This is a genomic window from Vibrio comitans, assembly GCA_024346835.1.
In the GTDB taxonomy this organism is placed as follows: Bacteria; Pseudomonadota; Gammaproteobacteria; order Enterobacterales; family Vibrionaceae; genus Vibrio; species Vibrio comitans.
The window spans coordinates 2,348,206-2,374,201 of record AP024866.1 but is presented as its reverse complement, the minus strand read 5'-3'; the positions used below and the strand labels follow the sequence as shown (position 1 = coordinate 2,374,201).

The 25,996-nt window shown below is 45.8% G+C and carries 20 protein-coding genes; 11 read left to right on the top strand and 9 right to left on the bottom strand.

Annotated features, from left to right (window positions below):
• Positions 1-74 precede the first annotated feature (74 nt).
• The 3 genes from dapD to OCU46_RS10910 form a co-directional block, all read right to left on the bottom strand.
• Positions 75-1,106, bottom strand: coding sequence for a 2,3,4,5-tetrahydropyridine-2,6-dicarboxylate N-succinyltransferase (dapD, locus tag OCU46_RS10920; protein WP_141272067.1), 1,032 nt, complete (start codon positions 1,104-1,106; stop codon positions 75-77).
• 291 nt (positions 1,107-1,397) lie between these two features.
• Positions 1,398-1,691 carry a YebG family protein gene (locus OCU46_RS10915; protein WP_141272068.1) on the bottom strand — a complete coding sequence of 98 codons (294 nt, stop codon included), beginning with the start codon at positions 1,689-1,691 and terminating at the stop codon, positions 1,398-1,400.
• A gap of 54 nt (positions 1,692-1,745) precedes the next feature.
• Positions 1,746-2,678, bottom strand: coding sequence for a LysR substrate-binding domain-containing protein (locus OCU46_RS10910; protein WP_141272069.1), 933 nt, complete (start codon positions 2,676-2,678; stop codon positions 1,746-1,748).
• Between the two features lie 104 nt (positions 2,679-2,782).
• Here OCU46_RS10910 and OCU46_RS10905 point away from each other — a divergent pair, with 104 nt between their 5' ends.
• From OCU46_RS10905 to recD, 4 genes are all read left to right on the top strand, one after another.
• Positions 2,783-3,748 carry a TDT family transporter gene (locus OCU46_RS10905; RefSeq protein ID WP_141272070.1) on the top strand — a complete coding sequence of 322 codons (966 nt, stop codon included), beginning with the start codon at positions 2,783-2,785 and terminating at the stop codon, positions 3,746-3,748.
• Positions 3,749-3,822: 74 nt separating this feature from the next.
• Positions 3,823-7,254, top strand: coding sequence for an exodeoxyribonuclease V subunit gamma (recC, locus tag OCU46_RS10900; protein WP_141272071.1), 3,432 nt, complete (start codon positions 3,823-3,825; stop codon positions 7,252-7,254).
• Between the two features lie 263 nt (positions 7,255-7,517).
• The gene (recB, locus tag OCU46_RS10895; RefSeq protein WP_141272072.1) at positions 7,518-11,102 is read left to right on the top strand and encodes an exodeoxyribonuclease V subunit beta; all 3,585 of its coding nucleotides are present in this window, start codon (positions 7,518-7,520) and stop codon (positions 11,100-11,102) included.
• Positions 11,102-13,261, top strand: coding sequence for an exodeoxyribonuclease V subunit alpha (gene recD / locus OCU46_RS10890; protein ID WP_141272073.1), 2,160 nt, complete (start codon positions 11,102-11,104; stop codon positions 13,259-13,261). The genes recB and recD overlap by 1 nt, the downstream gene beginning before the upstream one ends.
• 18 nt (positions 13,262-13,279) lie before the next feature.
• On the opposite strand, the gene argA is transcribed toward recD, so the two are convergent.
• Positions 13,280-14,599 (bottom strand): amino-acid N-acetyltransferase, encoded by a 1,320-nt coding sequence (gene argA / locus OCU46_RS10885; protein WP_141272074.1) that lies wholly within the window; start codon positions 14,597-14,599, stop codon positions 13,280-13,282.
• Between the two features lie 192 nt (positions 14,600-14,791).
• Between argA and mltA the strand changes: the two genes are divergently transcribed.
• The 3 genes from mltA to csdE all read left to right on the top strand — a co-directional run bounded on the left by mltA (position 14,792) and on the right by csdE (position 17,257).
• The gene (gene mltA / locus OCU46_RS10880) at positions 14,792-15,889 is read left to right on the top strand and encodes a murein transglycosylase A (RefSeq protein WP_141272075.1); all 1,098 of its coding nucleotides are present in this window, start codon (positions 14,792-14,794) and stop codon (positions 15,887-15,889) included.
• A 102-nt stretch (positions 15,890-15,991) separates the two neighbouring features.
• Positions 15,992-16,804, top strand: a complete 813-nt coding sequence (tcdA, locus tag OCU46_RS10875) for a tRNA cyclic N6-threonylcarbamoyladenosine(37) synthase TcdA (RefSeq protein WP_141272076.1) — start codon at positions 15,992-15,994, stop codon at positions 16,802-16,804.
• A gap of 12 nt (positions 16,805-16,816) precedes the next feature.
• Positions 16,817-17,257 (top strand): cysteine desulfurase sulfur acceptor subunit CsdE, encoded by a 441-nt coding sequence (csdE, locus tag OCU46_RS10870; RefSeq protein WP_141272077.1) that lies wholly within the window; start codon positions 16,817-16,819, stop codon positions 17,255-17,257.
• Positions 17,258-17,314: 57 nt separating this feature from the next.
• On the opposite strand, the gene csdA is transcribed toward csdE, so the two are convergent.
• The 4 genes from csdA to OCU46_RS10850 form a co-directional block, all read right to left on the bottom strand.
• Positions 17,315-18,526, bottom strand: coding sequence for a cysteine desulfurase CsdA (gene csdA, locus OCU46_RS10865; RefSeq protein WP_141272078.1), 1,212 nt, complete (start codon positions 18,524-18,526; stop codon positions 17,315-17,317).
• The gene (locus OCU46_RS10860) at positions 18,519-19,124 is read right to left on the bottom strand and encodes a DJ-1 family glyoxalase III (RefSeq protein ID WP_141272079.1); all 606 of its coding nucleotides are present in this window, start codon (positions 19,122-19,124) and stop codon (positions 18,519-18,521) included. Before OCU46_RS10860 ends, csdA begins: the two co-directional genes overlap by 8 nt.
• Positions 19,114-20,004, bottom strand: a complete 891-nt coding sequence (panE, locus tag OCU46_RS10855) for a 2-dehydropantoate 2-reductase (protein WP_208733562.1) — start codon at positions 20,002-20,004, stop codon at positions 19,114-19,116. Before panE ends, OCU46_RS10860 begins: the two co-directional genes overlap by 11 nt.
• 115 nt (positions 20,005-20,119) lie before the next feature.
• Positions 20,120-20,932, bottom strand: coding sequence for a nucleoside-specific channel-forming Tsx family protein (locus OCU46_RS10850; protein WP_141272081.1), 813 nt, complete (start codon positions 20,930-20,932; stop codon positions 20,120-20,122).
• 291 nt (positions 20,933-21,223) lie between these two features.
• On the opposite strand from OCU46_RS10850, the gene OCU46_RS10845 reads away from it, so the two are divergent.
• From OCU46_RS10845 to OCU46_RS10830, 4 genes are read left to right on the top strand one after another with little or no spacing between them, the layout of a single operon-like run.
• Positions 21,224-21,796, top strand: a complete 573-nt coding sequence (locus tag OCU46_RS10845) for an LON peptidase substrate-binding domain-containing protein (protein ID WP_141272082.1) — start codon at positions 21,224-21,226, stop codon at positions 21,794-21,796.
• 21 nt (positions 21,797-21,817) lie between these two features.
• Entirely contained in the window at positions 21,818-23,197 is a 1,380-nt protein-coding gene (locus tag OCU46_RS10840) for a DUF4397 domain-containing protein (RefSeq protein ID WP_141272083.1), read from the top strand.
• 44 nt (positions 23,198-23,241) lie between these two features.
• On the top strand, positions 23,242-23,829 hold the full coding sequence (locus OCU46_RS10835) for a sigma-70 family RNA polymerase sigma factor (RefSeq protein ID WP_141272084.1): 588 nt from the start codon (positions 23,242-23,244) through the stop codon (positions 23,827-23,829).
• Positions 23,826-24,494, top strand: coding sequence for a ChrR family anti-sigma-E factor (locus OCU46_RS10830; RefSeq protein WP_141272085.1), 669 nt, complete (start codon positions 23,826-23,828; stop codon positions 24,492-24,494). The genes OCU46_RS10835 and OCU46_RS10830 overlap by 4 nt, the downstream gene beginning before the upstream one ends.
• 70 nt (positions 24,495-24,564) lie before the next feature.
• On the opposite strand, the gene OCU46_RS10825 is transcribed toward OCU46_RS10830, so the two are convergent.
• Positions 24,565-25,965, bottom strand: a complete 1,401-nt coding sequence (locus OCU46_RS10825; RefSeq protein ID WP_141272086.1) for an AmpG family muropeptide MFS transporter — start codon at positions 25,963-25,965, stop codon at positions 24,565-24,567.
• Between the last annotated feature and the right edge of the window lie 31 nt (positions 25,966-25,996).

Genomic DNA, 25,996 nt, shown 5'->3' with positions numbered 1-25,996 from the left:
ACAAAAGAGGCTGCGTGAAAACGCAGCCTCTTATTTTTACTCAGTCAGAGCGACTCGACTTAATCCGAGTGTGATTAGTTGTTGCTGTGTAGTTCGCTGTTTAGCTCTACTGCAGACTTGTTAGTCAGACACTCAACGGCACCTGTTTGCGAGTTACGGCGGAACAGTAGATCAGACTTGCCAGCTAGGTCACGCGCTTTAACTACTTCAACCTCTTGGCCGCTGTTGTCTAGCATGCGCACTTTAGTACCCGAGGTTACATACAGACCTGACTCGATAGTACAGCGATCGCCCATTGGGAAACCAAGACCGGCATTTGCGCCCAGTAGGCTGTTCTCACCAATAGAGATAACTACTTTACCACCACCAGATAGGGTGCCCATGATAGAAGCACCACCACCGATATCAGAGCCTTCGCCAACCATAACGCCAGCAGAGATACGGCCTTCAACCATGCTCACGCCTTCAGTACCAGCGTTGAAGTTGATGAAACCTTCGTGCATAACGGTAGTGCCTTCACCCACGTGAGCACCAAGACGAACGCGAGAGGTATCAGCGATACGCACGCCCGCAGGCACAACGTAATCCACCATTTTAGGGAACTTATCTACGCAATCTACGCTTAGTGCGCGACCCGCTAGGCGAGCTTCGATTTGACGATCAGCCAGTTCAGGAAGATCGATTGGACCTTCGTTAGTCCATGCGATGTTGTGTAGAAGACCGAAGATACCGTCAAGTACTGTGCCGTGCGGCTTAACTAGACGGTTAGAGATCAGTTGCAGCTTAAGAAAGCCTTCAGCAACCGATTGTGGTTTTTCATCGCTCTCAAGTACAACAACAACCAAAGGCTGCTCTGATGCCGCTGCTTTTGATGCAAAACTTGCACTTGCCGCTTGGCCATTGCTTTCAAACGCGCTTGCAAGTGCAGCACATTGCTCAGAAGTAATCTCTAAGCTTTGGTTGCCTTGCTCATAACCCGCAGCTTGTTTAACTGCAGCAATGAGTTCTGCTGTAGGGTTCAAGATAGGGGTTGGGAAGAAAGCTTCAATAATTTTGCCATCACGGTTTTTAGTCGCGCTACCGAGTGCTAGTGCAAAGAAAGACATCAATTAATCTCCATATATCGTATTCAAGTACGTCTCTTTTCCCCGCTTGCGATGCATTAAGGTGAGGAGACGTACCTCTCAAATTTTGTTGATAGCTTTACACTATAAAGAGCGTTCGCTTAGCTGAAAAGGGCTAAATCACGAAAACTGACAAAATGCTGAAACAAGGGAGGCAATGGGTAATGAAGAAGTAGAAAGCTTTGCTAATTGATATTGAGAAGATAGAGCGATGGGAAGAAGAAATCGCCCTGCGATTCAATGATGAGTGCAGGGCAATTAATATAGCGTTGTTTAAGCGGCGTCAGACTCTGAAGAATCAGGTACGGCTTCAACCTTTGGCTTCTTTGGCGTTGGTTTGCGTTTAGCACCTAGAGCGTAAAGTACCTCTTCTTTGTGCTTAGCTAGATACATAGACAACTCTTCTTGCTGGCCTTCATCGGTGATGATTTCGCTATTGCCCAAAAGCTCGAACAATTCATCTGCCATATCCAGCATTTTGTCATATGCGTCCGCTTCGGCTTTCGAGGTAAAAGTCATCTTTTCTTCTCCGTTGCGTTCTACCACGTACTTGACGATAACAGCCATGGTCCATCCTCATAAAATTGTTTATAGATTGAATACTGGTTATTTATACATAAATCACTCTTTACAGTCTAGCCGAGTTGGTGATTTTGTGGGGTGATCGGTCAAACGCCATTCAAGACTGTATTGCAAGAATGCATCGAGTAATGGGTTTAAGTATTTGTCTTTGTGTAAAACGATCTGCATGGAACGTTCAAGGGGTAGGGTGATGTTAAGTTTCTTCACTTTACCCGCCTTGATTGCGCTATCTACTGATAGTTCTGATAAACAGGCCAAGCCTAGCCCAGCGGTGACACCGTTGATGATGGCTTCGCTACTACTGAGTTCAAACTCTGTCTGCCAGCTTGATAAATGCTCAGCAATATGGGTAATGAAATAGTCGCGAGACCCTGAGCCTGACTCCCTGAGTAGCCATTTAGTCTCTTCCAGGTCATTAAACGTAAGATTTTCCTCTAATGAAAGCGGATGATCAGCTTGGCCTATCACGCACATCTGATCAAAACCAAACGGATGATGGATGAGCTTTGCAGAATCTTCGTTGCTCTCGATAAAAGCGATATCAATTTGGTAGTCGAGTATTTTCTGACCTAGATCAGAGGAGTTTGATAATAAGGCTTTAAACTCAACCGCTGGGTGTTTTTGCTTAAAGTCTCGGATTAGAAAGGGCAGTAGCTGATTGCCAATGGTATCACTTGCTCCCAGTCGCAGTTCGCCACTAAGGGTTTCAGAGTTATTGAATAAGCCCTGAATTGAATGTGCTCGATGCAGCAATTCATCAGCAATGGGCAGTAGCTTTATGCCTTCATTGTTGATGATCAATCGGTTATTGATTCGATCAAATAGGGTATGGCCCAGTTGGTTTTCGAGCTCATTGAGAGACAAACTTACTGCAGCCTTGGACAAAAATAGAGTCTGTGCGGCGGCAGATAAAGAATTGGCTTTGGCAACAGAAGCGAACACCTCTAACTGACGTAGAGTAAATGAAATCATGATGTTTGGTTTTTCTTAACGTTAGTTTTAAATCTTTAAATATTCATAAACATAGCTCAAGAGTAAACTAAGCGCATCAAGTAAATCATGAGCGGAGTCATCTAATGCAAACACAATCTCGTTTAGCCAATGCACCTACCCCAATGGCAGGACTTGCCCTTGGTATCGCAAGTCTAGGTTGGAGTCTGGAAAATCTTGGGGTGTTTGGTGGTTACGCGCAGATTGCGGGCGCTGTTATTGCATCGATATTATTGTCTGTTTTAGCGGGTAAATTTCTGCTCCATTCCCATTTACTTAAGCAAGATTTATCACATCCTGTTGTAGGGAGTGTGGTACCTACTTTTGCTATGGCGTGTATGGTGGTGTCGTATGCCATCGGCCAACATTGGGTGGGGTTGGGTAACCTTATATGGGTAATGTCAGTAGCACTGCATATTGTGTTCTTGGTGAGCTTTATTTTTCATCGAAGCCAAAACTTTCAGCTTCACCATATGGTACCAAGTTGGTTTGTGCCTCCGGTCGGCATCATAGTTGCAGCGTTAACCTATTCTGGCAGTTCGTCTTTGCATTGGATTGGTGAATATACCTTGTACTTCGGTATGGCGACCTACGCCATCATGCTACCTATAATGATTTATCGTTTTATATTCTCAGATTTAGTCCAAGATGCAGCTAAGCCAACTATCGCGATTTTAGCAGCGCCAGCGAGCCTTTCATTGGCAGGCTATCTTTCTTTTGTTGATGCTCCATCACCAGTGATTGTGGCTTTGCTGTTTGGTATCGCCGTTCTAATGACATCGGTGATCTATATGGCCTTTTATCGTTTATTGAGACTGCCATTTAGCCCAGCTTACGCCGCTTTTACCTTCCCTCTAGTGATTGGTGCAACGGCCCTGTTTAAAGTGGTGGCTTGGATGGGTGAGATGGGTGTTCCTGCTCAGTATGTTGAGCAAGTGCATGGCATAGCATTGGTAGAATTGGCCGTTGCGACATTGGTGGTGGGCTATGTGGCAATACAATATTTAAATAACCTATTGATTCAACCAAGGTTAGAGGTGAGTCTTAAATAACTCACTTTGAGGCATCAATTGCACTAGGGTGTGGTAATCTTATTGCAATTGATTCAACGGATTGTGAGCCTGCCTTGTTTACTGTTTATCATTCAAACCAGATCGATCTTCTCAAATCTCTACTCATAGCACTTATTCGCCAGCAACCTCTATCATCTCCCTTTGAGCAAGAGCAAATCTTAGTTCAAAGCCCTGGTATGTCTCAGTGGTTAAAGATGGAATTAGCCAAGGATATGGGGATTGCAGCTAATCTCAATTTTCCTCTTCCCGCTACCTTCATTTGGCAGATGTTTATCGAGGTACTGCCTGATGTACCTAAACGCAGTGCCTTTAATAAAGAGGCGATGACGTGGAAGTTGATGCAGGTATTGCCAAGTAAACTTGGACAGGACGAGTTCTCTTCTCTTGCAGCTTATCTTGAGCACGATCAGGATAACTCTAAGCTGTTTCAATTGGCTGGCAAGATTGCTGATATCTTTGATGGTTACTTGGTGTATCGTCCTGATTACATTACCGCTTGGGAAGGTAATGAGCATCCTGCTGAGTTACAAGAGCAAGGGCTATGGCAAGGTGAGTTATGGCGAGAACTGTATCGCTTTACTGAGCAATTAGGTCAGTCTAAGTACCACCGAGCAAATCTGTATCAAGACTTCATCGATAAACTGGCAAACCTGTCAGAGATAAGCAGTGATAACGTACCTAAGCGCTTATTTGTGTTTGGTATTAGCTCTTTGCCGCCCAAATATTTGGAAGCGTTGAAGGCTTTAGGTGAGCATATTGATGTGCACCTGATGTTCCATAACCCGTGTCGCTATTACTGGGGGGATATTAAAGACCAGCGTACCCTAGCGAAAATGGCGGCTAAGGTGAGACCTCGCATTCGTTGGCATGGACAAGAGATAAGCGAAGCGCAGGGTGTTCCTATTCTTAAAGGGGATATTGAGCACAATGCCTTGCCAGAGTTTCATCACGATGCGATCAGTAACAACTTGCTGGCCTCTATGGGTAAGCAAGGGCGAGATAATTTACATCTACTCTCTGAGCTTGATAGCAATGAGGTGGAAGCTTTTGTTGATCTCGATGTAAAGACACTTCTACAAAGTATTCAGCAAGATATTTTGCAGCTTAATCAACATCAAGATGATACTAAGCTAGAGCAAAGCCTGCATAAACAGCGAGTATCAAAAAACGATCACTCTGTATCTATACATTGCTGCCATAGTGCCACTCGAGAGGTAGAAGTGTTGCACGATCAGCTTCTGCATCTGTTCAATCAAGACCCGTCGCTAAAGCCACGCGATATTATTGTGATGGTAGCGGATATCAATGCCTATTCTCCAGCAATTAACGCCATCTTTGGCAATGCGACCGGCGATAGAAGAATTCCATACTCTATTTCAGACCGAAGCGTGGCCGAAGAGACCCCTATCTTAAATGCGTTTCTTCAGCTGTTAGATTTACCTAACAGCCGCTGTGGCCGCAGTGAGATGATGGAGATATTGGAAACCCCAGCAATACTGCAGCGCTTTGGCTTGTCAGCCTCAGATTTTGAATTGATTAATTTGTGGGTAGAAGAAGCCGGTGTGCGCTGGGGGCTTGATGATTCAACCGCCACTGAATTTGAATTGCCAAGCTTGAATCAAAATACTTGGGTGTTTGGCTTACAGCGTATTTTACTTGGCTACAGCATGTCGGCCATGTGTCAGCCATTAGAGCTGAGTAGTGGCATGCTCGCACCCTATGAACAGATTGAGGGTATGCAGGCTGAGCTAGCAGGAAAGCTCGCAGCCTTTATTGATAAGGTATTATATTACCGCAGTGTTTTAAAAGAGCCGCAGCATAGTGCGCAGTGGCAAACACAGCTTAACTCTCTGGCCAATGATTTCTTTGAGTTAGATATTGAAAACGAGATAGCCCTAACCAGTATTCGTGATGCTTTGTCTTCACTGACGCAGCAAACCACAGAGTCTGGTCTAGATGCCAGCTTAAGTCATCAAGTGGTCTCTGAGTACCTGCAAGATAAACTGGATAACTCCCGTGTTAGCCAGCGCTTCTTAGCAGGACAAGTCAACTTCTGTACCCTGATGCCAATGCGCTCTATTCCGTTTGATGTTGTGTGCTTACTAGGAATGAACGATGGTGTCTATCCTCGTAATGTTGCTCAGGAAGGTTTTGATTTGATGACGGTTAAGAGTCGTATTGGTGACAGAAGTCGTCGTGATGACGACCGTTATCTATTTTTAGAGGCTCTACTTTCTGCTCAGCAAGGCTTGTATATCAGCTATATCGGACAATCTATTCTCGACAACAGCGAATGCTTGCCTTCTATTTTAGTGACTGAGCTGCTCGAGTATTGCTCACAAAACTACTGTTTAGATGGTGATGAGCTTCTATCTGTGGACGACTCTGGAAAGCACTTACTTCATCACCTTAGTTCTCATCACAGTATGACCCCATTTAGTCGTGAGGCTTTTGAAAATAACCAGAGCTTTGCTGCTGAGTGGTTGCCTGTGGTGAATGGGGTCTATTCTCAAGCGGATAAGCCAAATACGCCGTTATCGGATTATTTTGTAGAACGAGAAGAGCTGTCTGAGATTGAATTGGAACAGCTGTTGTCGTTTTGGTCTCTGCCTGTGAAGTACTTCTTTAATCAGAGGCTACAAGTGTGGTTTAACAGCGAAAAAGAGCTGATTGAAGATGAGGAGCCCTTTTCCTTAGGTGGGCTCCAGCGTTACCTGCTACGAGATGAGATTGTATCGGCTATGTTAGATGGCGGAGGCTCGGAAGTAGAACAGGTTGCTCACTATTATCGTAGTTCAGGGCAATTACCAATTGGTAACTTTGGTGACTTAGAGGTCTTAGAGAATCAACAGGCCATGAAAGAGTTGGTCGCTGAAATTGACTTTTATACTAGCAATAAACAGCCTTCGCTACCTGTGTCTTTGAAGGTGCAATACCGTGAAAAGTGGTTAACGATTACAGGGTGGTTAGATAACTATTATACCTCTGGCCTAGTCCATTATCGCGTAGGCCGTATTCGCTCGAAAGATATCCTGCAGGCGTGGATAAAACACCTATGTGCTTGCGCTTCAGGTGTCGCTGTGACCAGCCACCTTATTGGAATCTCCAGCAAAAAAGAGATTGAGTACTTTTCCTTGGCCGCTATTGAGCAGCAAGACGCATTAGATTTCCTACAAGATCTCGTCGGGCTGTATTTTGAGGGAATGACCAACCCACTTCCTTACTTTCCTCGTTCGGCGCATGCAGCGACGCAAGAGTTTGTAAAAAAAGCGAAGAAAGGGGATACCGACGTTGCCCGAGAAGCCGCATTAGGTAAATTTAGCGCGACAGCCCTTGGCGATGACTATAACTCAGGTGAAACGGATGATATGTACATTCAGATAGCGTGGTCGCAATGGAGCGAAGAGTTGCAACAGCGCGGATATCAGCTGACAGAAAGAGTCTTATTGCCAGCGCAAGAGAGACTGCAAGAAAAATCGAAATAACGGAAATAGGTCAGAAGAGAAAGGGTGGCCGCCAGCATTTATTATTTGTAGGGTAATTGCTGGCGGCCAAAGGGTCAGAGAGACCTCTTATTTTTTAGTTCTTTATAGGGTTGGTGCTTAGCACTCATAATTTGAGGGCAAGCTTACGCATAACAGTTTGTTATATCAGTGAGTACGATCGCAAACTTCACCGGATAATGCTTAACAATAAGCACAGAAACTCGGCTTCATTACATTGATCACATATTTAGATAGGGTTCACTATGACAAATGACGCGCAAATCCTTCCTGCGCCGCTTGAGACAATGACATTCCCTTTGCATGGCGCTCGCTTAATTGAGGCTTCTGCAGGCACCGGCAAGACCTTTACCATTGCTGGACTCTATCTAAGGTTGTTGTTGGGGCACGGTGATAACGGCTCAGCACACCAAACCCCACTAACGGTAGAGCAGATCTTGGTAGTGACCTTTACTGAGGCGGCAACCGCAGAGCTAAAAGATCGAATTCGAGCGCGAATTCACCAAGCACGAGTCGCTTTTAGCCGAGGCATTAGTGATGATCCTGTGATTGAGCCACTTTTAGAGCAAACCGATGATCGTGAGCGAGCCTGTGAATTGCTACTGGCTGCCGAGCGCCAGATGGATGAAGCGGCGGTTTACACCATTCATGGATTTTGCCAACGGATGCTGACACAAAATGCATTCGAGTCGGGCAGTCGCTTTAAAAGCCAATTCATTAAAGATGAGACGCAATTAAAAGAACAAGTGATTGCGGATTACTGGCGTCGTCACTTCTATGGCATGGGCGCCAGCATGGTGTCAGAGATCCGTAGTCACTGGAAAACCCCCCAAGCGCTGTACGCTGATCTGAACAACTTTATCAGTGGTAATGAGGTTTATATTCATTCAGAGGTAGAAAAGGGAGATTTAGAGACCCTGTATGCTGAGCGTATAGCGATCCTTGAGGGCCTTCAAAAGCAATGGCTGTCAGGCAGTGTCGACTTTGAAAAGTTGGTTTTAGAATCTGGCATTACCAAGAATCCCTACAATAAGAAGAATGTACCAAACTGGGTTGGGCAGATTGATAGCTGGGCCGCAAAACCGCTATCTAGTATCGCAGTGCCGGAATGCCTGGAGCGCTTTAGTACTAGCGTGCTGCAATCTAAGACTAAACCAGACAAGCAAGCACCTGAGCATGCCGTATTTGATCATATAGATGAGTATTGCTCTTTGCCTGATCTTGAGGTGAAGCAAGCTATCTTAAGCAATGCCATTCCTGAGTGTCGCTCTGAACTGCAAAAAGCAAAGGGATTGCAGCAAAAGCTTTCCTTTGATGATCTGCTTAGCCAGCTTGACTATGCCTTACAAGCCGACGTTGAAGGGCTGTTATCTGAGCGTATTCGCGCGCTGTATCCAGTTGCGATGATTGATGAGTTTCAAGATACGGACCCGCAGCAATACAACATATTCAGACACCTTTACCTACAGCACCCAGAGTGCGGCTTGTTCATGATTGGTGACCCTAAGCAGGCTATCTATGCGTTTCGTGGCGCCGATATCTTTACTTATATCCGAGCGCGTAAAGAGGTGACTTCGCACTTCAACCTCATGACCAATTGGCGCTCTAGTAAAGATATGGTTGATGCGAGTAACGCACTGTTCCAAGAGGCTGAGTCTGCATTTATTTATGACGAGGACATTCCTTTTACTGCAGTGTCAGCAAGCCCTGGTGCAGATGAGAAATCTTGGTCGCTACATGGCGAAACTCAATCCGCAATGACGGTTTGGCTGAAGCAGCAAGATGGTGAGGCTGTGGCTAAGGGCGATTATAACCGGAGTATGGCGGAGTCTACTGCAACGCAAATACAGCGTCTTTTAAGCGCATCAGATTCTGGCCATGCACTGCTGCATGGCTCAAAAGACCAACCGATTCAAGCTGGCAATATCGCCGTGTTAGTGCGGACAGGGCGCGAGGCAAACTTGGTTCGTCGAGCGCTTTCAGAAAAAGGCGTTGCCAGCGTTTACCTCTCAAACAGAGACAGCGTTTTTTCGAGTCCAATCGCCAGCGATGTGCTGCTATTTTTGCGCGCGGCATTGCACTTTGATAACGATAGAGCACTGAGAACAGCCGCTGCCAGTTCGTTGTTTGATCTGTCTTTATTTGATTTAGAACGCTTGAATCAAGACGAACAATACTGGGAGTTGCTGAGCCAAGAGTTTAGTGACTATAGGCAGCTGTGGTTGAAGTCAGGGATCATGCCGATGATCCGCAGACTCATTCAATACAGAGAGCTAGCTCAGAGATTTCAAAATGAGCATCAAGGCGAACGAGTACTCACCGATCTCATGCATTTGGCTGAGCTGTTACAACAAGCCTCAGCAGAGCTAGAAAGTGATCATGCACTGTTGCGTTGGTTTGAAGAGCACATCTTTGAGGCGGGCTGTGGTGATGCTGGAGATGAGCAGAAACAACGCTTGGAGTCGGAAAAGAACTTGGTTCAGGTGGTGACGATCCACAAATCAAAAGGCTTGGAATACGACATTATCTTTGTGCCTTTTGTCAGCGCTTATAGGAAGAGCGACAAGGCACTTTATTACGATGCAGAGCAGCATCGTACGCGTTTTGATCTCGATAATAATAGCGATGGCATTGCACTCTCGGATAAAGAAAGGCTTGCCGAGGATTTGCGCCTTATCTATGTTGCGGTTACTCGTGCGGTCTATGGCTGTTACCTTGGTGTAGCAGCGCTAAAAGAAGGTCGTAGTAAAAAAGCCAGCTCACATCTCAGCTCCATTGGTTATTTACTGCAAGGAGCAGAAGCGCAAGAAGCGTCTGCACTCGCTACTGCTCTAAATGCGTTACAAAGCAAATACCCATCTATACATGTTAGTGACCCTATAGCGTGGGATGATGTTCGCTATCAAGCGCCACAGGTTGAACAGTCTCAGTTAGAAGCCAGTAAAATGCAGCAACAGATAGATTGGCGCTGGAGAATGACCAGTTATTCTGGACTGGTGAAGCAAGGCCATGGCTCAAAGCACCAAGATGAAAGCGTTTGGCTCGATACCGGCTTGGATATTGATGCTTCAGAGGATCAATCGCCGCTGCTTGATTTGAACAAAAAGACTATGTTCAATTTCCCGCGTGGCGCAAGACCCGGCACATTTTTACATACCCTGTTCGAAGAGGTTGAATACACCCAATCAGCCTTTGCCGCAGAGAACGAAGAGATTATTAAGCAGCTTTTACTCAAAGAGCAGTTAGATGAAGAATGGTTGCCGGTACTGCAAGAAATGATAGATAAGGTGCTTAACACTGACTTAGATGGAAGTGGCATCAAACTATCAGAAAAACAGCCACAGCAAAGGCTGGTGGAAATGGAGTTTCTTCTCCCCATCGAAATCTTGTCGGCTCAGCGATTTAATGCCATTACCCACAAACATGACTCGTTGACTGCCCAAGCAGGCGATCTTGGCTTTGCGCCGGTAGAGGGCATGCTAAAGGGCTTCATTGACCTAGTGTTTGAGCACCAAGGCAAATATTTTGTTCTGGACTGGAAGTCCAATCACCTTGGCGATAGTGCCGAGGATTATCATCAGAAGACTCTCGATGAGGCGATGATAGGTCATCGCTATGATGCCCAGTACCAAGTCTATGCGTTGGCGCTACACAGGTTCTTAAAAAGTCGGATACCTGACTACTCATACGATACTCATTTTGGTGGGTGTTTTTATCTTTTCTTACGCGGTATGGATGGCAGTGGTGAGTACGGTGTCTTTTCAGCGAAGCCATCACAGCAGATGTTAGAGGAATTAGATGCACATATTCGTGGCGAGGAGGCTATCTAATGGTAATGACTAGTGAAGCTCTTCCAGAAACGTTAAATATTAATGATATTGCTCCGCAGCAACTGACCCATTACAGGCAAAAGAAGTGGTTAGAATGGCTAGAAGTCATGGCCAGTGTGGGGATGATCCGAGATATTGATTTTCAGCTTGCGAAGTTCTTTGCGGCGCAAGAGAAAGGGGCGTCAGCACAGCGCATTGCCGTCATGGCTTGTGCGGTGAGTTATGAGCTTAGTAAGGGCAATTCATGCCTACCGATTACCGATAACTGGAATCCCTTAAAGGCGCTAGGGGGTAGCCAACTTGAGCCTTTATTTGCCCCCGAGTTACTGCAGTGCGATTGGATTAGTGAGCTCAAAGCTTCTAGTTTGGTCGCCCATGATTTCCAAGATGCAATGCGTCTGCCGCTTGTGTTTGAGTTTGGTAGCTTGTATTTACAAAAGTATTGGCATTTTGAGGGAGCGCTTGCGCAAAAAATACTGGAGTATGCCGAGCCGATTGCAATGGAGGCAAGTAAGCTCTCCACATTGAGGATTCAGTTAGATCAGTTATTCGCTTGGCAGTTAAACTACCTGTTCTCTGAGATACAAGCATTAAAGAAAAGCAATGCCAATACGGCGGTCATTCAACGAGCTATCTGTGAGTCCTTGGATGTGGTTGAGGTTGAAGGCATTGCCCTAGATAAAGTGGTGGCAATAGCGACACAAGCTCGTAATGTTAGCGAACTTGAGGCGCTCAAGGAGTATATCCCTCTCAGCACATGTTTAAATCATCAGAAAGTAGCAGCTGCCACGGCTTTAACTAGGCGTTTTTGCGTTATATCGGGAGGCCCTGGTACCGGGAAGACCACAACAGTGTCTAAACTACTAGCGGCCTTGGTATCATCAAGTGATACTGATATTACGATAAAACTAGCAGCGCCTACGGGCAAAGCAGCAGCTCGCCTTACCGAGTCCATAGGTCAAGCGATAGACTCTTTGCCTGTTGCCCCTGAGATAAAAGAAAGGATCCCAACATCAGCAAGTACATTGCACCGCTTGCTTGGCGCTATTCCTAATCGAACTGAGTTCAAACATAACTCTCACAATCCTCTGCACTTAGATCTATTGATCCTCGATGAGGCATCTATGGTCGATTTGCCTATGATGTATAAATTGCTTAGCGCACTGCCTGCTCATGCCAGATTGATTCTCCTTGGCGACAGAGATCAGCTGTCATCAGTGGAGGCAGGAGCAGTACTAGGGGATATTTGCCAGCTTGGAGGTCAAGGATATGGTTTGGCTCATCGAGAGCTATTAAATAAGCTTACTGGCTATCAATTATCAGTTTCGGCTCATGCTGGAACAGCGATTGGTGATAGCTTATGTGTTTTGCAAAAGAGCTTTCGATTCCATAGCCGTTCTGGGGTCGGAAAACTGGCAAGAGCGATTAATTCTGGCAGCAGCAAAGAGGCTGAACAGGTCTTCTTGTCAGGCTTTGAAGATATAGAGCACTTTGAGGTCACCGCAGAGAGCTACCAACAACTCATCAATACCTTGGTAGGCCGTTATCAAGAATACCTTTCATTGCGTTACGCAAATAATGGCGAAATGACAATGCCTTCATTTGCTCGTAGCGTTTTGCAAAGCTTTGCCAATACGCGATTGTTGTGCGCTGTGCGTGAGGGGGAGTTTGGCGTAGAAGGGACGAATACCAATATAGAGCGGGCATTGGCGCGCAAGAGTCTGATTCCTGTTGAACGAGAGACATGGTATATCGGGCGCCCTGTGATGGTGACCAGTAATGACCATAGTCAGCAATTGTATAACGGAGATATTGGCATTTGCTTGCTTGATGAGAGCTTAGAGGAGCCTCGACTGAAGGTGTACTTCGAGCTTCCGGATGGCAGCGTGAAAGGCGTGCTGCCAAGTCGAGTACCACCGCACGAAACGGCGTATTCAATGACCATACATAAATCTCAGGGCAGTGAGTTTAGCCATACCTTGCTTCTGCTACCTAAGACGCCAACGCCTGTATTAACGCGAGAGCTTTATTACACCGGTGTTACCCGAGCAAAAAATCAGCTCAGTGTATACGCAGATAAAGCCATTATGCAGCGCGCAATAAAACAGAAAACCGCACGAAGCAGCCACTTGTCACAGCGTTTAGCAACCGATGGCTAATGCTCTAGTAGTTGCTCTTTAGGTGACGTCCAGCGCTAGGATTTTTGATTTACGCTGGAAGTTGTAGAGGTCCTGCTTTTTAATTGGCAGGGCCTCAAGATCAATTTCACTGAAACCTTGCTCCCTAAACCAATGTAGGCTGTGGGTAGTGAGAATGAACAACTGCTCGATGCCTAAAGAGTCTGCTTGGTTTTTCATATGTGCAAGTAAGTGAGCACCTCTATTGCCGTCTCTGTATTCAGGATGAATCGCTACACAGGCCATTTCAGCCATTTTATCTTCAATGTATGGGTAGAGCGCGGCGCAACCAATAATAAGCTGGTCTTTGACTATGATAGTAAAGCGCTCAATCTCTTGCTCTAGTTGCTCACGCGAACGGCGTACTAAGATACCGTTATTCTCCAGAGGTTCTATCAGATCCAAAATACCACCGATATCATCAATGCTCGCAATACGCACTTGCTCTGCGCTTGCGGTGACAACTTGCGTGCCGATACCGTCTCTAGAGAAGAGCTCTTGGATTAATGCCCCATCATCCACATAACTAACTAAGTGACTGCGTTGCACGCCTTTTCGGCAAGCTTTTACTGCCGCTTGCAAAAAGCGATGAGTACTCGGCGCATTGTTATTCTCCTCTTGTTGCAGAATATGTTCCACCTCATGAGGAAATAACTCTGCTGCAACCTCACCATTGGGCTTGATATAGCCTTGGTCTGAGCTAAAGCCGATCAGTTTGTCAGCACTTAATTTAATCGCTACCTGCGTCGCTAGCTCTTCTGAAACGAGATTGAAGCACTCTCCGGTAACAGACCCTGCAACAGGGCCAATTAACACAATTGAGCCTTGCTCTAGAGTGCGATTAATCCCTTCTACATCGATACGTCTAACTCGGCCACTGTGCTGATAATCGATGCCATCTTCGATGCCTAAAGGCTGCGCGATAACAAAATTACCACTGACGACGTTTAATTGAGTCCCCGCCATGGGTGTATTGTTTAGACTCATCGATAGATGAGCGGTGATAGCCAATTGCAATTGCCCTGAGGCCTGCATGACATGGGGCAGCATAGAGGATTCGGTTACGCGAATATCTTTGTGATATGGAGAGCTTAATGACTGTTGATTAAGACGCTGATCAATCTGCGGGCGAGCACCATGTACCAATACTAATTTTACTCCAAGGCTATGTAGCAGAGCGATATCACTGACAATATTAGGAAAATTGTCATGGCTAAGGGCCTCTCCACACAGATAGATCACCATAGTGCTATCACGGTGTGCGTTTACATATGGGGTGGACTGACGAAATCCTTTTACCAGCTCAGTACTGCGATACATGGTTAAACTCTTTAAGTGAATTTTTATACAATAATAATGACTGTTTATATAATTACAACTATTAACCGCGTTATGAACAATGGCACACTTCAATGTTAATTGTGTGTGATTTTTCTTACAGGCATTGCGCAAAGCAGGGGAGTTTGTCATTCTGCTTTTCTACGGTTTATTCAAGGACATAAAACCCAGCCAATGCGCAAATTTATACCTCTTCTTACCCTTGCTACTTTGATGGTAGGGTGTGCTCAGCAAGCTGAACGCGGTCAGCAAGATTTTGACCAAGAGTTTCAGCAGCCACTTACGCAAACAGAAACCATTGAGAGTAACGCGTTTAGGGATCTCAATTCATTTGATGCGCAAGCAAAACAGGTGTTGGATAACTCTCCGTCAATGGCAGCCAAGTATCAAGACCTGTATCAGCAATTGTCTGAGTGGGCTTTGCAAAGTGGCGACCCGACTGATCTTGCTAACTATGGAGTGCAAAGTGCTCAGATGAAGGGAGGAGATAGTAAGGGTAATGTAATGTTTACCGGTTACTTCTCTCCTGTGATTGAATTGCGTCACGAGCCCGATGCTACCTATAAATATCCAGTGTATGGTAAGCCAAATTGCACAGGTCAGTGTCCAACTCGCGCTCAGATCTATGATGGTGCGTTAGAGGGGCAAGGGCTTGAGTTGGGTTATGCCGACAATATGATTGACCCATTCTTGATGGAAGTGCAAGGTAGCGGATTTGTACACTTTGGTGATGACAACAGCATGCAATATTTTGCTTATGCTGGAAAAAATAACCGTCCTTATGTCAGCATTGGCCGCATTCTCATAGAGCGTGACTTGGTTGAAAAAGAAAAGATGTCCCTTAAAGCAATCAAGCAATGGGTGACAGAAAATGATGAAGAGACGGTTAAAGAGTTACTAGAGCAAAACCCTTCTTATGTGTTCTTTGTGCCGAAGGATGATTTAGCTGTACGTGGAACAGCAGGTATTCCATTACTACCTATGGCCTCAGTTGCCGGTGATAGAGAGCTTCTGCCTATGGGAACTCCTATCCTTGCAGAAGTCCCTCTGTTAAATGCTGACGGAACTTGGTCAGGGGCTCATGCTTTGCGTTTGTTACTCGTGCTAGATACGGGCGGTGCGGTAAAACAAAATCATCTTGACCTTTATCATGGCATGGGAGCGCGAGCGGGGGTGCAATCTGGTCATTACAAGCATTTTGGCCGAGTGTGGAAATTAGGGTTAGAAAACTCAGAAACGGCTAACCCTTGGCAATTGCCAACCAGCCAATAGAGACTTCACTAGTAGGCCTCTAAACGCCGCAAAAACTAGACATTAATCACAAGAGTGCGTATAAAACGCACTCTTGTTTTTTATGTTCAGAGAAAAATCGTCATGCGAGAATTAACGACCCCAGCATCCGAATCCTATGACCAACGTTTTGGTGGCACTCGTCGCCTGTATGGTAATAGTGAGGTAGAGATTTTACGCGCTGCTCATGTGTGTGTGATTGGTATTGGTGGAGTTGGTTCTTGGGCTGTAGAAGCCTTGGCGCGAAGCGGTGTTGGAGAGCTAACGCTGATTGATATGGATGATGTGTGTGTGACTAACATTAACCGTCAAATCCATGCCATGACAGGCACTGTCGGTAAAAGCAAGATTGAGGTGATGGCCGAGCGTGTCGCTTTGATTAACCCTGATTGTAAGGTAAACCTGATTGATGATTTTATTGATCAAGACAACCAATCTGAGTATCTGAGCAAAGAATTTGACTACGTGTTGGACGCTATTGATAGCGTTAAGGCAAAGGCGTCATTGCTAGCCTATTGTCGTAGTAACAAAATTAAAGTCATTACCATTGGTGGTGCTGGTGGTCAGGTTGATCCTACTCAAATCTGTGTCGCTGACCTTAGCAAAACTGTACAAGATCCACTGGCTAAGAAGATCAAAGACCAACTGCGTCGTTTCCATAATTTTAGTAAGAACCCAAAACGCAAGTTTGCTATCGACTGCGTCTTTTCTACTGAGCAACTGAAATACCCACAAGCAGACGGCAGTGTTTGCGCGGTTAAATCGACAGCAGAAGGTCCAAAGCGTATGGATTGTGCTACCGGATTTGGCGCTGCGACTGTAGTGACAGCAACCTTTGGTTTTGTTGCGGTCTCGCGTATCATTGAAAAATTGATTCAAAAGCACAGCTCGAACTAAGGTCGAATAACCATGACTTATCCTGAAAACTCGACTGAGAACCCTTTTGGCACCTCAATTACAGAGGCGGATATTCTAGCGCAGATGCAGCAATGTCAGGGTTGGGAACAACGCTATCGTCAAGTGATTCAGTGGGGCAAGAAGTTGCCGATAATGCCTGAATCGCTGAAAGCAGAGCAAGTACTGGTTGCCGGTTGCGAAAGTCAGGTGTGGCTTGTTGGAGAGCAAGACAATGGCATTTGGCAGTTTAGTGCGGACTCTGATGCGCGTATTGTGCGCGGTTTGATTGCGTTAGTGTTGGCCGTTTTCAACGGTAAAACTAGTACGCAAATCCAGCAGTTTGACGTGGAAGGTTATTTTGAAAGCCTTGGCTTGTTGCAACATTTAAGCCCATCACGCGGTAATGGGCTTAAGGCGATTGTCGAGCAGATACAGGCTTTAGCTGTTGAATAGCGGTAAGGTTTAAGCGAACCAGTTCTTAGCTTTTAGCTGACCACTGACAGCTTTCTTTTACAACATATCTACAGCCTTGGTGAGAGCAGCAATAAAAGCATCCACTTCTTGCTCTGTGTTGTACACCCCAAAAGAGACTCTCACCGTTCCTTTTATGCCTAAAGCATCCATTAATGGGTGAGCACAATGATGACCAGCGCGTAGCGCAATGCCTTGTTGATCAAGCAAAGTAGCAATGTCCTGATGATGCACGCCCGGCATAATAAAACTGATGACACTCGCACCAGGTTGATAACCCACTAGCTCTATATCTTCGATATTGCAGATAGCCTGATAGGCTTTGTTCTGCAATGCCTGTACATGCTTTTCAGCGTTCGGATGATCAATGTCTGTGAGCCAATCTATAGCACTAGAAAGCGCCAGTGCTCCCGCCACATTTGGTGTTCCTGCCTCAAACTTTCCGGGAAGATCACTGAAAGAAGTACCAGAAAAGCTCACCTTTTGTACCATCTTTCCGCCGCCGTGCCATGGAGGCATTGCCTCTAATAATGCTAACTTTCCATACAGCACACCAATCCCCGTTGGCGCGTATAGCTTATGTCCAGAAAACACGTAGAAATCACAATCGAGCGCTCGTACGTCTATTGCTTCATGCACGATACCTTGCGCGCCATCGACCACTACTATGGTATTGAATTGCCTTGCGAGAGCGATCATTTCCTCTATGGGATGGCGAGTCCCTGTGACATTGGACACCTGGCCAATAGCTAAGATCTTTGTTTTATCACTGAGCAGAGAACGATAAGCATCTAGATCCAGTGTGCAGTTTGCCAGCATAGGGATCTTAACGACGATAGCCCCTGTTTGCTGTGCAACAATCTGCCATGGAACGATGTTGGCGTGGTGTTCCATTTCACTTACCAGTATCTCATCACCTGCTTTTAAATTGTTTCGAGCATAAGTCTGGGCGATAAGGTTGATGGCTTCAGTAGCACCGCGAGTCCACACAATTTCCTTGTTTGAAGAGGCGTTGATAAAGGTGCGTACGTTGTCCCTTGCACCTTCAAAGGCAGTGGTCGCAGATGCCGTGAGGCTATGGCTTCCTCTGTGCACATTAGCATTGTGTTGAGAGTAGTACTGACTAATGGTGTCGATAACTCTAGCGGGCTTTTGGGTGGTGGCTGCGCTATCAAGATAAACCAATGGCTGCTGATTTATTTGTTGTTGCAAGGCCGGAAATTGGGCCCGAATGGCATGAATATCAAACACCTTTAGCTCCTAGTTCGTGATAATGAAGGTTAGGTAGTGGCACCATAGGCTGAGCTACGCTCCAAGCGAAGGCTTTACCAGAAAGCAGAATAATGATTTCCATAGCAAACTCAAAGGCCGTTGCTGGGCCTTGGCTAGTGAGTAGCTTATGGTTCTGATCGTAAGTTACGCGTTTTTCGCGCCAGTTTTGTTCTGAGATATGCGACTTGAAGCTTGGATGACAAGTCATAAGCGCATTTGGGTATAAGTCATGATGCTGAAGCACCAGAGCAGGGCTTGCACAAATCGCAGCATTTAGCCTGCCATCGTATTGCTGCTGTTTTACCATCTCAAGCAGTAGAATGCTGTTTTGGAAAACTTCCGCACCACCCACACCACCAGGCATAGCGATAACGTCAAATTCTTCATCGGCAACATCGACCAGCTTGACTTCAGCGGTGAGAGGAATGCCTCTTGAACCTTTAAATGTCAGTGCTCCTTCCGGATCAACACTGGCGACAGTCACTTTATAATTGGCACGAATAAGCACGTCAATAATGGTAATCGCTTCCATTTCTTCCGTGCCAGGGGCAATAGGTACTAAGGCTTTAATGGTCATTGAGTGCCTCTTTTTGTTTAATCTGGTCAAAGAGCTTTTTGTTCATAGGCGTATCAATGTTATGCGCCAGTGCTCGTTGGAGTAAGTACCCAGTAATATAGTCGATCTCTGTAGGGCGATTGTGATGAATATCTTGATGCATGGAAGAGAAGTTTGCACTAGTGGCTTCAATTACCTGTTTGGTTCGGGTAAATAGCTCGTTGTTGTCGCAAGCAAAACCTTCAGCGTTTATCACCATCGCTATCTCAGTACACAGAGTTTCAATGATCTCCAGAGTATCCTTAGCCGCTAATTCACCATTTCGGCAATCGTGAAGCGCTGTGAGTGGATTGATGCAGCAGTTGATGGCAAGTTTATTCCACAATGCTTGCCCGATGTTATTGTCTGAGAGTGTAGGAGGCATTGCTAGATCAAAAGCCTCGACTAGCTTATCTAACTTTTCATCAGCAAGATTGTTGAGAGAGCCAATGATGGTTTGCCCATGACCGGTATGCTGTATCTGGTTTTTGTCTTTTCGTAATGCGCCATGTGTTGTGGTGGCAAATAAAACGGGGTGATCAGAAATTTGAGGCAAGGCGGCCTCAACAGCGCCCATTCCATTGTGGCTAAACATAATAGAGCAATGGGGTTTGAGTAACGAAATAATCGGGTGAATCGCACTTTCTACCTGCCATGCTTTGACGGTCACGATCAACAAGTCGGCATTAGCCAATTGAGACTCTTGATTACAGGAAAATACAAGTGGTGGGCGTTCGTCTAATGATAGTGAGATTGAAGCCTCAGAACCGCGAGTCCATAGAGAGACTGAGTGACCTGCGTTGTGAAGGTAACTGGCCCAAAGTGAGCCAATGGCACCGGCGCCAAGGATGCAAATATTCAAACCATACTCCAGAGTATTAATGCATGGCTAGGATACTCGTAATGGATTCAATTCGCGAATCTACAAGATCAAAAAAGGCGCTAATAAGCGCCTTTTTTCTAACTTAAAGTTCGACTTAGAACTTGTAAGTTACAGCAACGTAGTGGCCTACGCCTGAAGATTCGAAGCTGTCAGTATCTTTGATACCGTAAACATCTTGGTACAGTTTAAGACCGTAACCTACAGCGTAGCGATCTGAATGCCAGTAGATACCGTTAAACATTGCACCACCATGACTTGAGTTGAAGTCACTTGAATCATCCATACCGAATTGGTAGTCGATGTAACCTTGGTACGAGATGAAAGAACCGTTTTCGAAGAAGTAGAAAGGTTTGAACCAGTTAGTAGATACTTGGTAACCGTTCCAGTCTTTCATGTTTGAATCGTAAACACCGTAGAAGTTAAGACCAATTTTGCCTAACCAAGGAACGTTTACGTCAGAACCTAGACCGATTTTCTGAAGGTTAACACCGAAAGTACCTTTTGCTGCGTTAGTTGTAACGCCATCCCAGTTAATTTCAGAAGCAACATATAGCTCTTGTACAGGACCAAAAGACAGGTCTTTCTTGGTCAATGCATCAAGAGACATACGTGGAGCAAATTTCATGAAGATTTTTGCATCAGCGTCAGCTTTATCAGAGCTTGGATTGCTTAGTAGGTTGAAAACATCAACGTAACCGTAAAGATCGAAGATACCAGAACGACCGCCAAATTCCATTTCTAGGTAGTCGTGGCTAGAGTTGCCAGGCTTTTCGTCGAAAGCACCCATTAGGTTAAATTGCAGCCACTTGTAGTCGTTTTTGTGGATGTCACCGTCTGTGTAGTCAGCAGCCATTACTGGTGCTGAAGTAGCCGCTAGTAGGCCAAGAGTTAAAAGTGATTTACGCATAATGATGGGTACTCTCAAAAATGTTTTTGCGAAAAAATGAACTTGCCATTCCATAGCAACCGTTTCCGTGAAGCGAATAATAGAGATCTGGCACGCAAATGGAAGCGGCAAAATGTAAAAGTTCAATTCAGATCGGTGATCTTGATCACGATTTTAAAAAGTGACTGCTCAAAGGTCGATCAAACGGACAAAATCGAGGGAACTTTTTGGGTAACAAAATGTGGCGGGATTTCTGATCTATCTATTTTCGCTTGCGTAACAGTTTGGGAGATTAATAAAGAAGAGTGGCTTATGTCTGTAATCAAACTGTTTCCCCTAAGTTCAGTAGTTTTGCCTGAAGGGAAAATGAACCTAAGAATCTTTGAACCTCGCTATAAGCGTATGATCAGCGACTGTTGTAAAGCGGGAGAAGGTTTTGGTGTTTGTTTGATTAGCGAGCCAGGTAATTCTTCTCCTAGCAATATCTCACGTGTCGGCACACTTGCAGAAATTATCGATTTTGAACAACTTTCAGACGGCTTCCTTGGTGTAACCATAGTAGGAACTCGTCGCTTCAGGGTGAAGAGGGTTTGGAGTGAGTTTGATGGCTTACGGTGTGGAGAGGTTGAAAACCTCAACAACTGGGACAGTCGAGAACTTTCACGTGACAACCTTTTCATTAGTGATCAATTGCAACGCGTTTATCAGCGGTTTCCTGAAATCAAGAACCTGTACTCACACTGCTTCTTTGATGATGCAACTTGGGTAAGTCAGAGATGGTTGGAACTGTTACCGATAGAGCAGCAGCAATTTGAGCACCTCATCTCCCAAGCGGACTGTGATGAAGCGTTGAGATTCCTCAGCCAGGCTATCGAAGCTCAATGAGCGTGATACGGAGATAAAACCATGTCTAATAAAACACTTTCTGCCGTGCTAGCAGCCTCGGCACTGATTCTTGTCGGCTGTGACGACGATGATGACAACAATGCAGCTCAAACTCGAGTTCAGGCAGTACATGCCTCTTCAGATGCACCCCTGGCTAACGTCACCATCAATGGTGACTCGGCGAGCACTAGTTCGACCTACAACAGTCAAACGTTATCTGGAGTGGATTACGCCACAGCCTCAGGATATATAGCACTTGATGAGGGCGAAAATTCCGTCCAGGTAGACGTACAGCTCCCGGGTGGAGAGGTCGCGACTGTTATACCTAATACCGTGCTCAATTTAGATTCAAGCCTTTTATACACGGTAATGGTAATAGGTAACGCAGACCCGAGTTCAGAGTTTGGTGTAGAGCCTCTCATTATTACTCGCGGTGCAGCAGGAGATGGCGACGCTACCAATGTTGACGTTCAAGTGGTGCATGCATCACCGGGCGTACCAGAGGTGGACGTGCACGTAACTGGTCCCGATGATGATATAAATCCGGCCGCGCCCCTTGCTACTCTTTCATACAAAGCCTCTACAGGAGTGGTTAGTGTGCCCGCCGCAGATTATCGAGTCCGCTTAGCATTAGCCGGCACAGATACCGTAGCGTTTGATTCAGGCACCGTTCCATTGCCAGCGGGTGCGGAGCTCACTATTGCCGCCATTCCAAATGTAAATAATACGTCGGACGAAGACATGCCAGCGGCTCCAGTGAAGCTACTTGTAATGGACGGAAGCGGCTCATCAATTATTCATGATGCTAGCGAAATCGCTCAGGTACGTGTCGGTCACTTGTCTGCCGACGCTCCAGATGTTGATGTGTCTGTGGATGGTGCGGTTGCGTTAAACGATGTGGTATTTACTTTGGTATCAGATTACCTAGATTTGGTGGCCAAAGCTTACGACTTAGGGGTGTTTGCTTTTGATGACCCAACAACACTGCAGATTGATGCGCAAGGGGTTGAGTTTGAGAAAGGTAAAGACTATAGCGTTTATGCCATCAATGACTTAGCGAATATTGATGCGCTTGTTATAGAAGATAACCGTCGTCCAGTGGCAACCAGTGCAACCTTAAGTGTGCTGCACGGGGCATCTTTACCCGCAGCTGCAACTGTTGACGTATACTTAACAGATTCAACGGATATATCGAATAGTGATCCAGCCCTACCTGGGTTTGCGTATACAGATATAGTACAGAACGTTTATGTTGCAGCAGGCACCTACGTGGTGACGGTAACAGGGGTAGGTAGTAAAGACCCTGTTCTACAACTGGAAGGTGTGGCACTAGAAAACGGTAAGGTGTACAAGGCGATTGCAACCAATGGAGGCATACTCGCTGCAGACATCACCGAATAATCTATAAGGGAGGTTCGTCCTCCCTAGCTCTCAAAAGGTGAATCATGGAAACGTTAGCCAAAGCCTCAAACCCGACTCGGGCAGAGTGGAACGAGTGCATGGTCAAAGTACAGCAGGGAGACAAGTCAGCCTTTGCTAAGGTGTTCAAACACTTCTCTCCACGCTTAAAGCAGTTTGCTTATAAGCATGTGGGAAATGAGCAAGTAGCAATGGAACTGGTGCAAGACGCTTTAGCTGCAGTTTGGCAAAAATCTCATCTGTTTGACGGAACCAAGAGTGCATTATCTACCTGGATATACACCATAGCTAGAAACCTCTGCTTTGATCTTCTTCGCAAGCAGAAAGGCCGAGAACTACATGTCCACTCAGAAGATATTTGGCCGGATGATTATTGCCCGCCAGATTTAGTAGACCAGTATTCACCTGAGAGAAACATGCTAAGAGAGCAGATTGTCCGGTACCTAGATACGCTTCCCGTGAAACAGAAAGAAGTGGTAAAGGCGATATACCTTGATGAGTTACCTCACCAAGAAGTAGCAGATAAATTTGATATTCCTCTCGGAACAGTTAAATCGAGATTGAGACTGGCAGTAGAGAAGTTGAAAGACACAATAAGGGCGGATCAAGTATGAAACATCATCCAAGTAACGAGTTGTTGAAAGCCTATGCGGATGGAAGCATCGATGCTTGTAATGGACTGACGCTCGCAGCTCACGTAGAGACCTGTAGTCACTGTCACAGCAAGATAGAAGAGTTTGAGGCTCAAGCTTCCCAATCTTTAATGGAGCAAGACGCAGAGGTTGATTTCGACCAAGATATGATGGAGGCGATGTTCAACGATATCATCTCCTTAGACAAACAGAGCGCTATTAGCAAGCCAAAGCCGGCAGTGAAAATTGCGGTGAACGGCAAGGAGTTTTTCCTTCCCAAGTCTTTGCACAATGTCAGCACAAGATTGAGTGATTGGAAAAGTTATGGCGGCAAAGTCTATACAGCACATCTTGATATCGGAGAGCAGGAGCGAGTCAGCTTGTTGTACATCACCGGAGGCGTGCAAGTTCCTCAACATACTCACAAAGGTGTCGAAACGACATTAGTGCTTCATGGTAGCTTTAGCGACGAAGATGGGCAATATAGTGCGGGCGACTTTACGGTAGCTGATGCATCAACAAAACATGCTCCTCGAACTGAGGATGGGCAAGATTGCTTATGTTTGACAGTGCTCAGCGACCCTATGGTATTCACTCAAGGCGTTGCGCGGATCTTCAATATGTTTGGTCGAGGAATGTACCCGTAAAGGGGACAAACCCAGACACAAAAAATGCCACACACTGTGTGGCATTTTTATTCACGCTAGATTGGAAAATTTACGCAGAGTCAGATTCTTCTTTTAAAGACTGGTTGTGCTGCCTTTCATCTTCTAAACCCCGCAGACGAGCCTTTTCTAGGACGTCATTAAAGTACCCTCTAAGAGAATACAGCATGATCAAGCTTGGTATGACCATAGCGGCGGTGATAATAAAGAACAGTGACCAGTCATTTAGATAGTCAACTAATTCGCCGCTAAAAGAGGCGAGGGTTGTTCGGCCAAAGTTTCCTAGAGAGGCAAGCAGTGCGTATTGAGTTGCAGAGAAGGCTTGCCCGGTTAGAACCGTTAAGAACGAAACAAAGGCTACGGTAGAGAATGCCGTGGTAAAGTTATCGACAATAATTGTGGCTAAGAACAAGGTTTCACTAGGGCCTGCTTTCGCTATCCAAGCAAACATCAGGTTACTGGATGCCATAGCTACGCCACCAATCATCAAACCACGTACAATGCCAAATCTAACGTTGAACATACTACCGACGATAGTAAAGAGTATCGTTGCTCCCCAGCCAATCAGCTTAGAGTAGTGACCGATCTGTTCGTTACTGAAGCCTATCTCTTTGTAGAATGGAATCGACATTCGCCCAAGGAATGCTTCACCAATCTTGAACAAGAAAACGAACAGTAGCAGTGTTATTGCAACTCGAACGCCATTGCGTCTAAAGAAATCAGCGAAGGGTTCAATTAAGGTCACACTTAGCCAAGCCACAACTCGAGAGCCGACAACCTTGCTGTGGCGTTGTTCAGCCTCAGCTTGCAGCTTACTTCGAGCTGTACGGGGCTCTTTGGTAAGCAATGTAAATAGCATGAGTATGCCAATCACGACTGCCATCCCTACGTATACCCCGTTCCAACCTATGCTGTCTGCATTGACGAAGGCTAAGTAACCAGGCAGTGAGTAACCTGTCCACCATCCAACAACGGCCATAGCTGATGCTTGCGGTAATTTTGAGGCTTCACTTTTTGGGAAGCTATCAATTCGGTATGCGTCGATGGCGACATCTTGAGTAGAAGAAGCGATGGCGATGCCGAGTGCTAACATTGAGGTAAACATTAGGCTCTTTGCAGGGTCAACGCCTGAAATAGCCAGAGTACACATCAACATGATCCCTTGGCATAAAAAGATCCACGATCGACGTTGTCCCAATAGGCGGTGCAAAAGAGGTAACTTAACGCGGTCGACTAACGGTGCCCACATAAAGTTAATGGCATATACAGCAAAGACTGAGCCGAAATAGCCGATGGCTGCGCGAGTTAAGCCGGCATCTTTTAGCCAACCAGACATATTCGAGCCAATTAACACCCAAGGGAAGCCACTTGAACAACCCAACATAAATACCCAAAGTAGGCGCTTATCGAGGTAGCTTTTGAACGTCTCACTCCAAGACATCTTTTCCGTCATTCTATTTCCTTTTGCTCACTAGTGACGCAGA

Bases quoted from the DNA above. Each gene is read 5' to 3' on its own strand.
- OCU46_RS10915 (WP_141272068.1), bottom strand. From the start codon at position 1,691: ATGGCTGTTATCGTCAAGTACGTGGTAGAACGCAACGGAGAAGAAAAG.
- recD (WP_141272073.1), top strand. From the start codon at position 11,102: ATGGTAATGACTAGTGAAGCTCTTCCAGAAACGTTAAATATTAATGAT.
- mltA (WP_141272075.1), top strand. From the start codon at position 14,792: ATGCGCAAATTTATACCTCTTCTTACCCTTGCTACTTTGATGGTAGGG.
- OCU46_RS10860 (WP_141272079.1), bottom strand. From the start codon at position 19,124: ATGACCATTAAAGCCTTAGTACCTATTGCCCCTGGCACGGAAGAAATG.
- OCU46_RS10845 (WP_141272082.1), top strand. From the start codon at position 21,224: ATGTCTGTAATCAAACTGTTTCCCCTAAGTTCAGTAGTTTTGCCTGAA.
- argA (WP_141272074.1), bottom strand. From the start codon at position 14,599: ATGTATCGCAGTACTGAGCTGGTAAAAGGATTTCGTCAGTCCACCCCA.
- tcdA (WP_141272076.1), top strand. From the start codon at position 15,992: ATGCGAGAATTAACGACCCCAGCATCCGAATCCTATGACCAACGTTTT.
- recB (WP_141272072.1), top strand. From the start codon at position 7,518: ATGACAAATGACGCGCAAATCCTTCCTGCGCCGCTTGAGACAATGACA.
- OCU46_RS10850 (WP_141272081.1), bottom strand. From the start codon at position 20,932: ATGCGTAAATCACTTTTAACTCTTGGCCTACTAGCGGCTACTTCAGCA.
- OCU46_RS10910 (WP_141272069.1), bottom strand. From the start codon at position 2,678: ATGATTTCATTTACTCTACGTCAGTTAGAGGTGTTCGCTTCTGTTGCC.
- OCU46_RS10835 (WP_141272084.1), top strand. From the start codon at position 23,242: ATGGAAACGTTAGCCAAAGCCTCAAACCCGACTCGGGCAGAGTGGAAC.
- dapD (WP_141272067.1), bottom strand. From the start codon at position 1,106: ATGTCTTTCTTTGCACTAGCACTCGGTAGCGCGACTAAAAACCGTGAT.
- OCU46_RS10825 (WP_141272086.1), bottom strand. From the start codon at position 25,965: ATGACGGAAAAGATGTCTTGGAGTGAGACGTTCAAAAGCTACCTCGAT.
- OCU46_RS10905 (WP_141272070.1), top strand. From the start codon at position 2,783: ATGCAAACACAATCTCGTTTAGCCAATGCACCTACCCCAATGGCAGGA.
- OCU46_RS10840 (WP_141272083.1), top strand. From the start codon at position 21,818: ATGTCTAATAAAACACTTTCTGCCGTGCTAGCAGCCTCGGCACTGATT.
- OCU46_RS10830 (WP_141272085.1), top strand. From the start codon at position 23,826: ATGAAACATCATCCAAGTAACGAGTTGTTGAAAGCCTATGCGGATGGA.
- csdE (WP_141272077.1), top strand. From the start codon at position 16,817: ATGACTTATCCTGAAAACTCGACTGAGAACCCTTTTGGCACCTCAATT.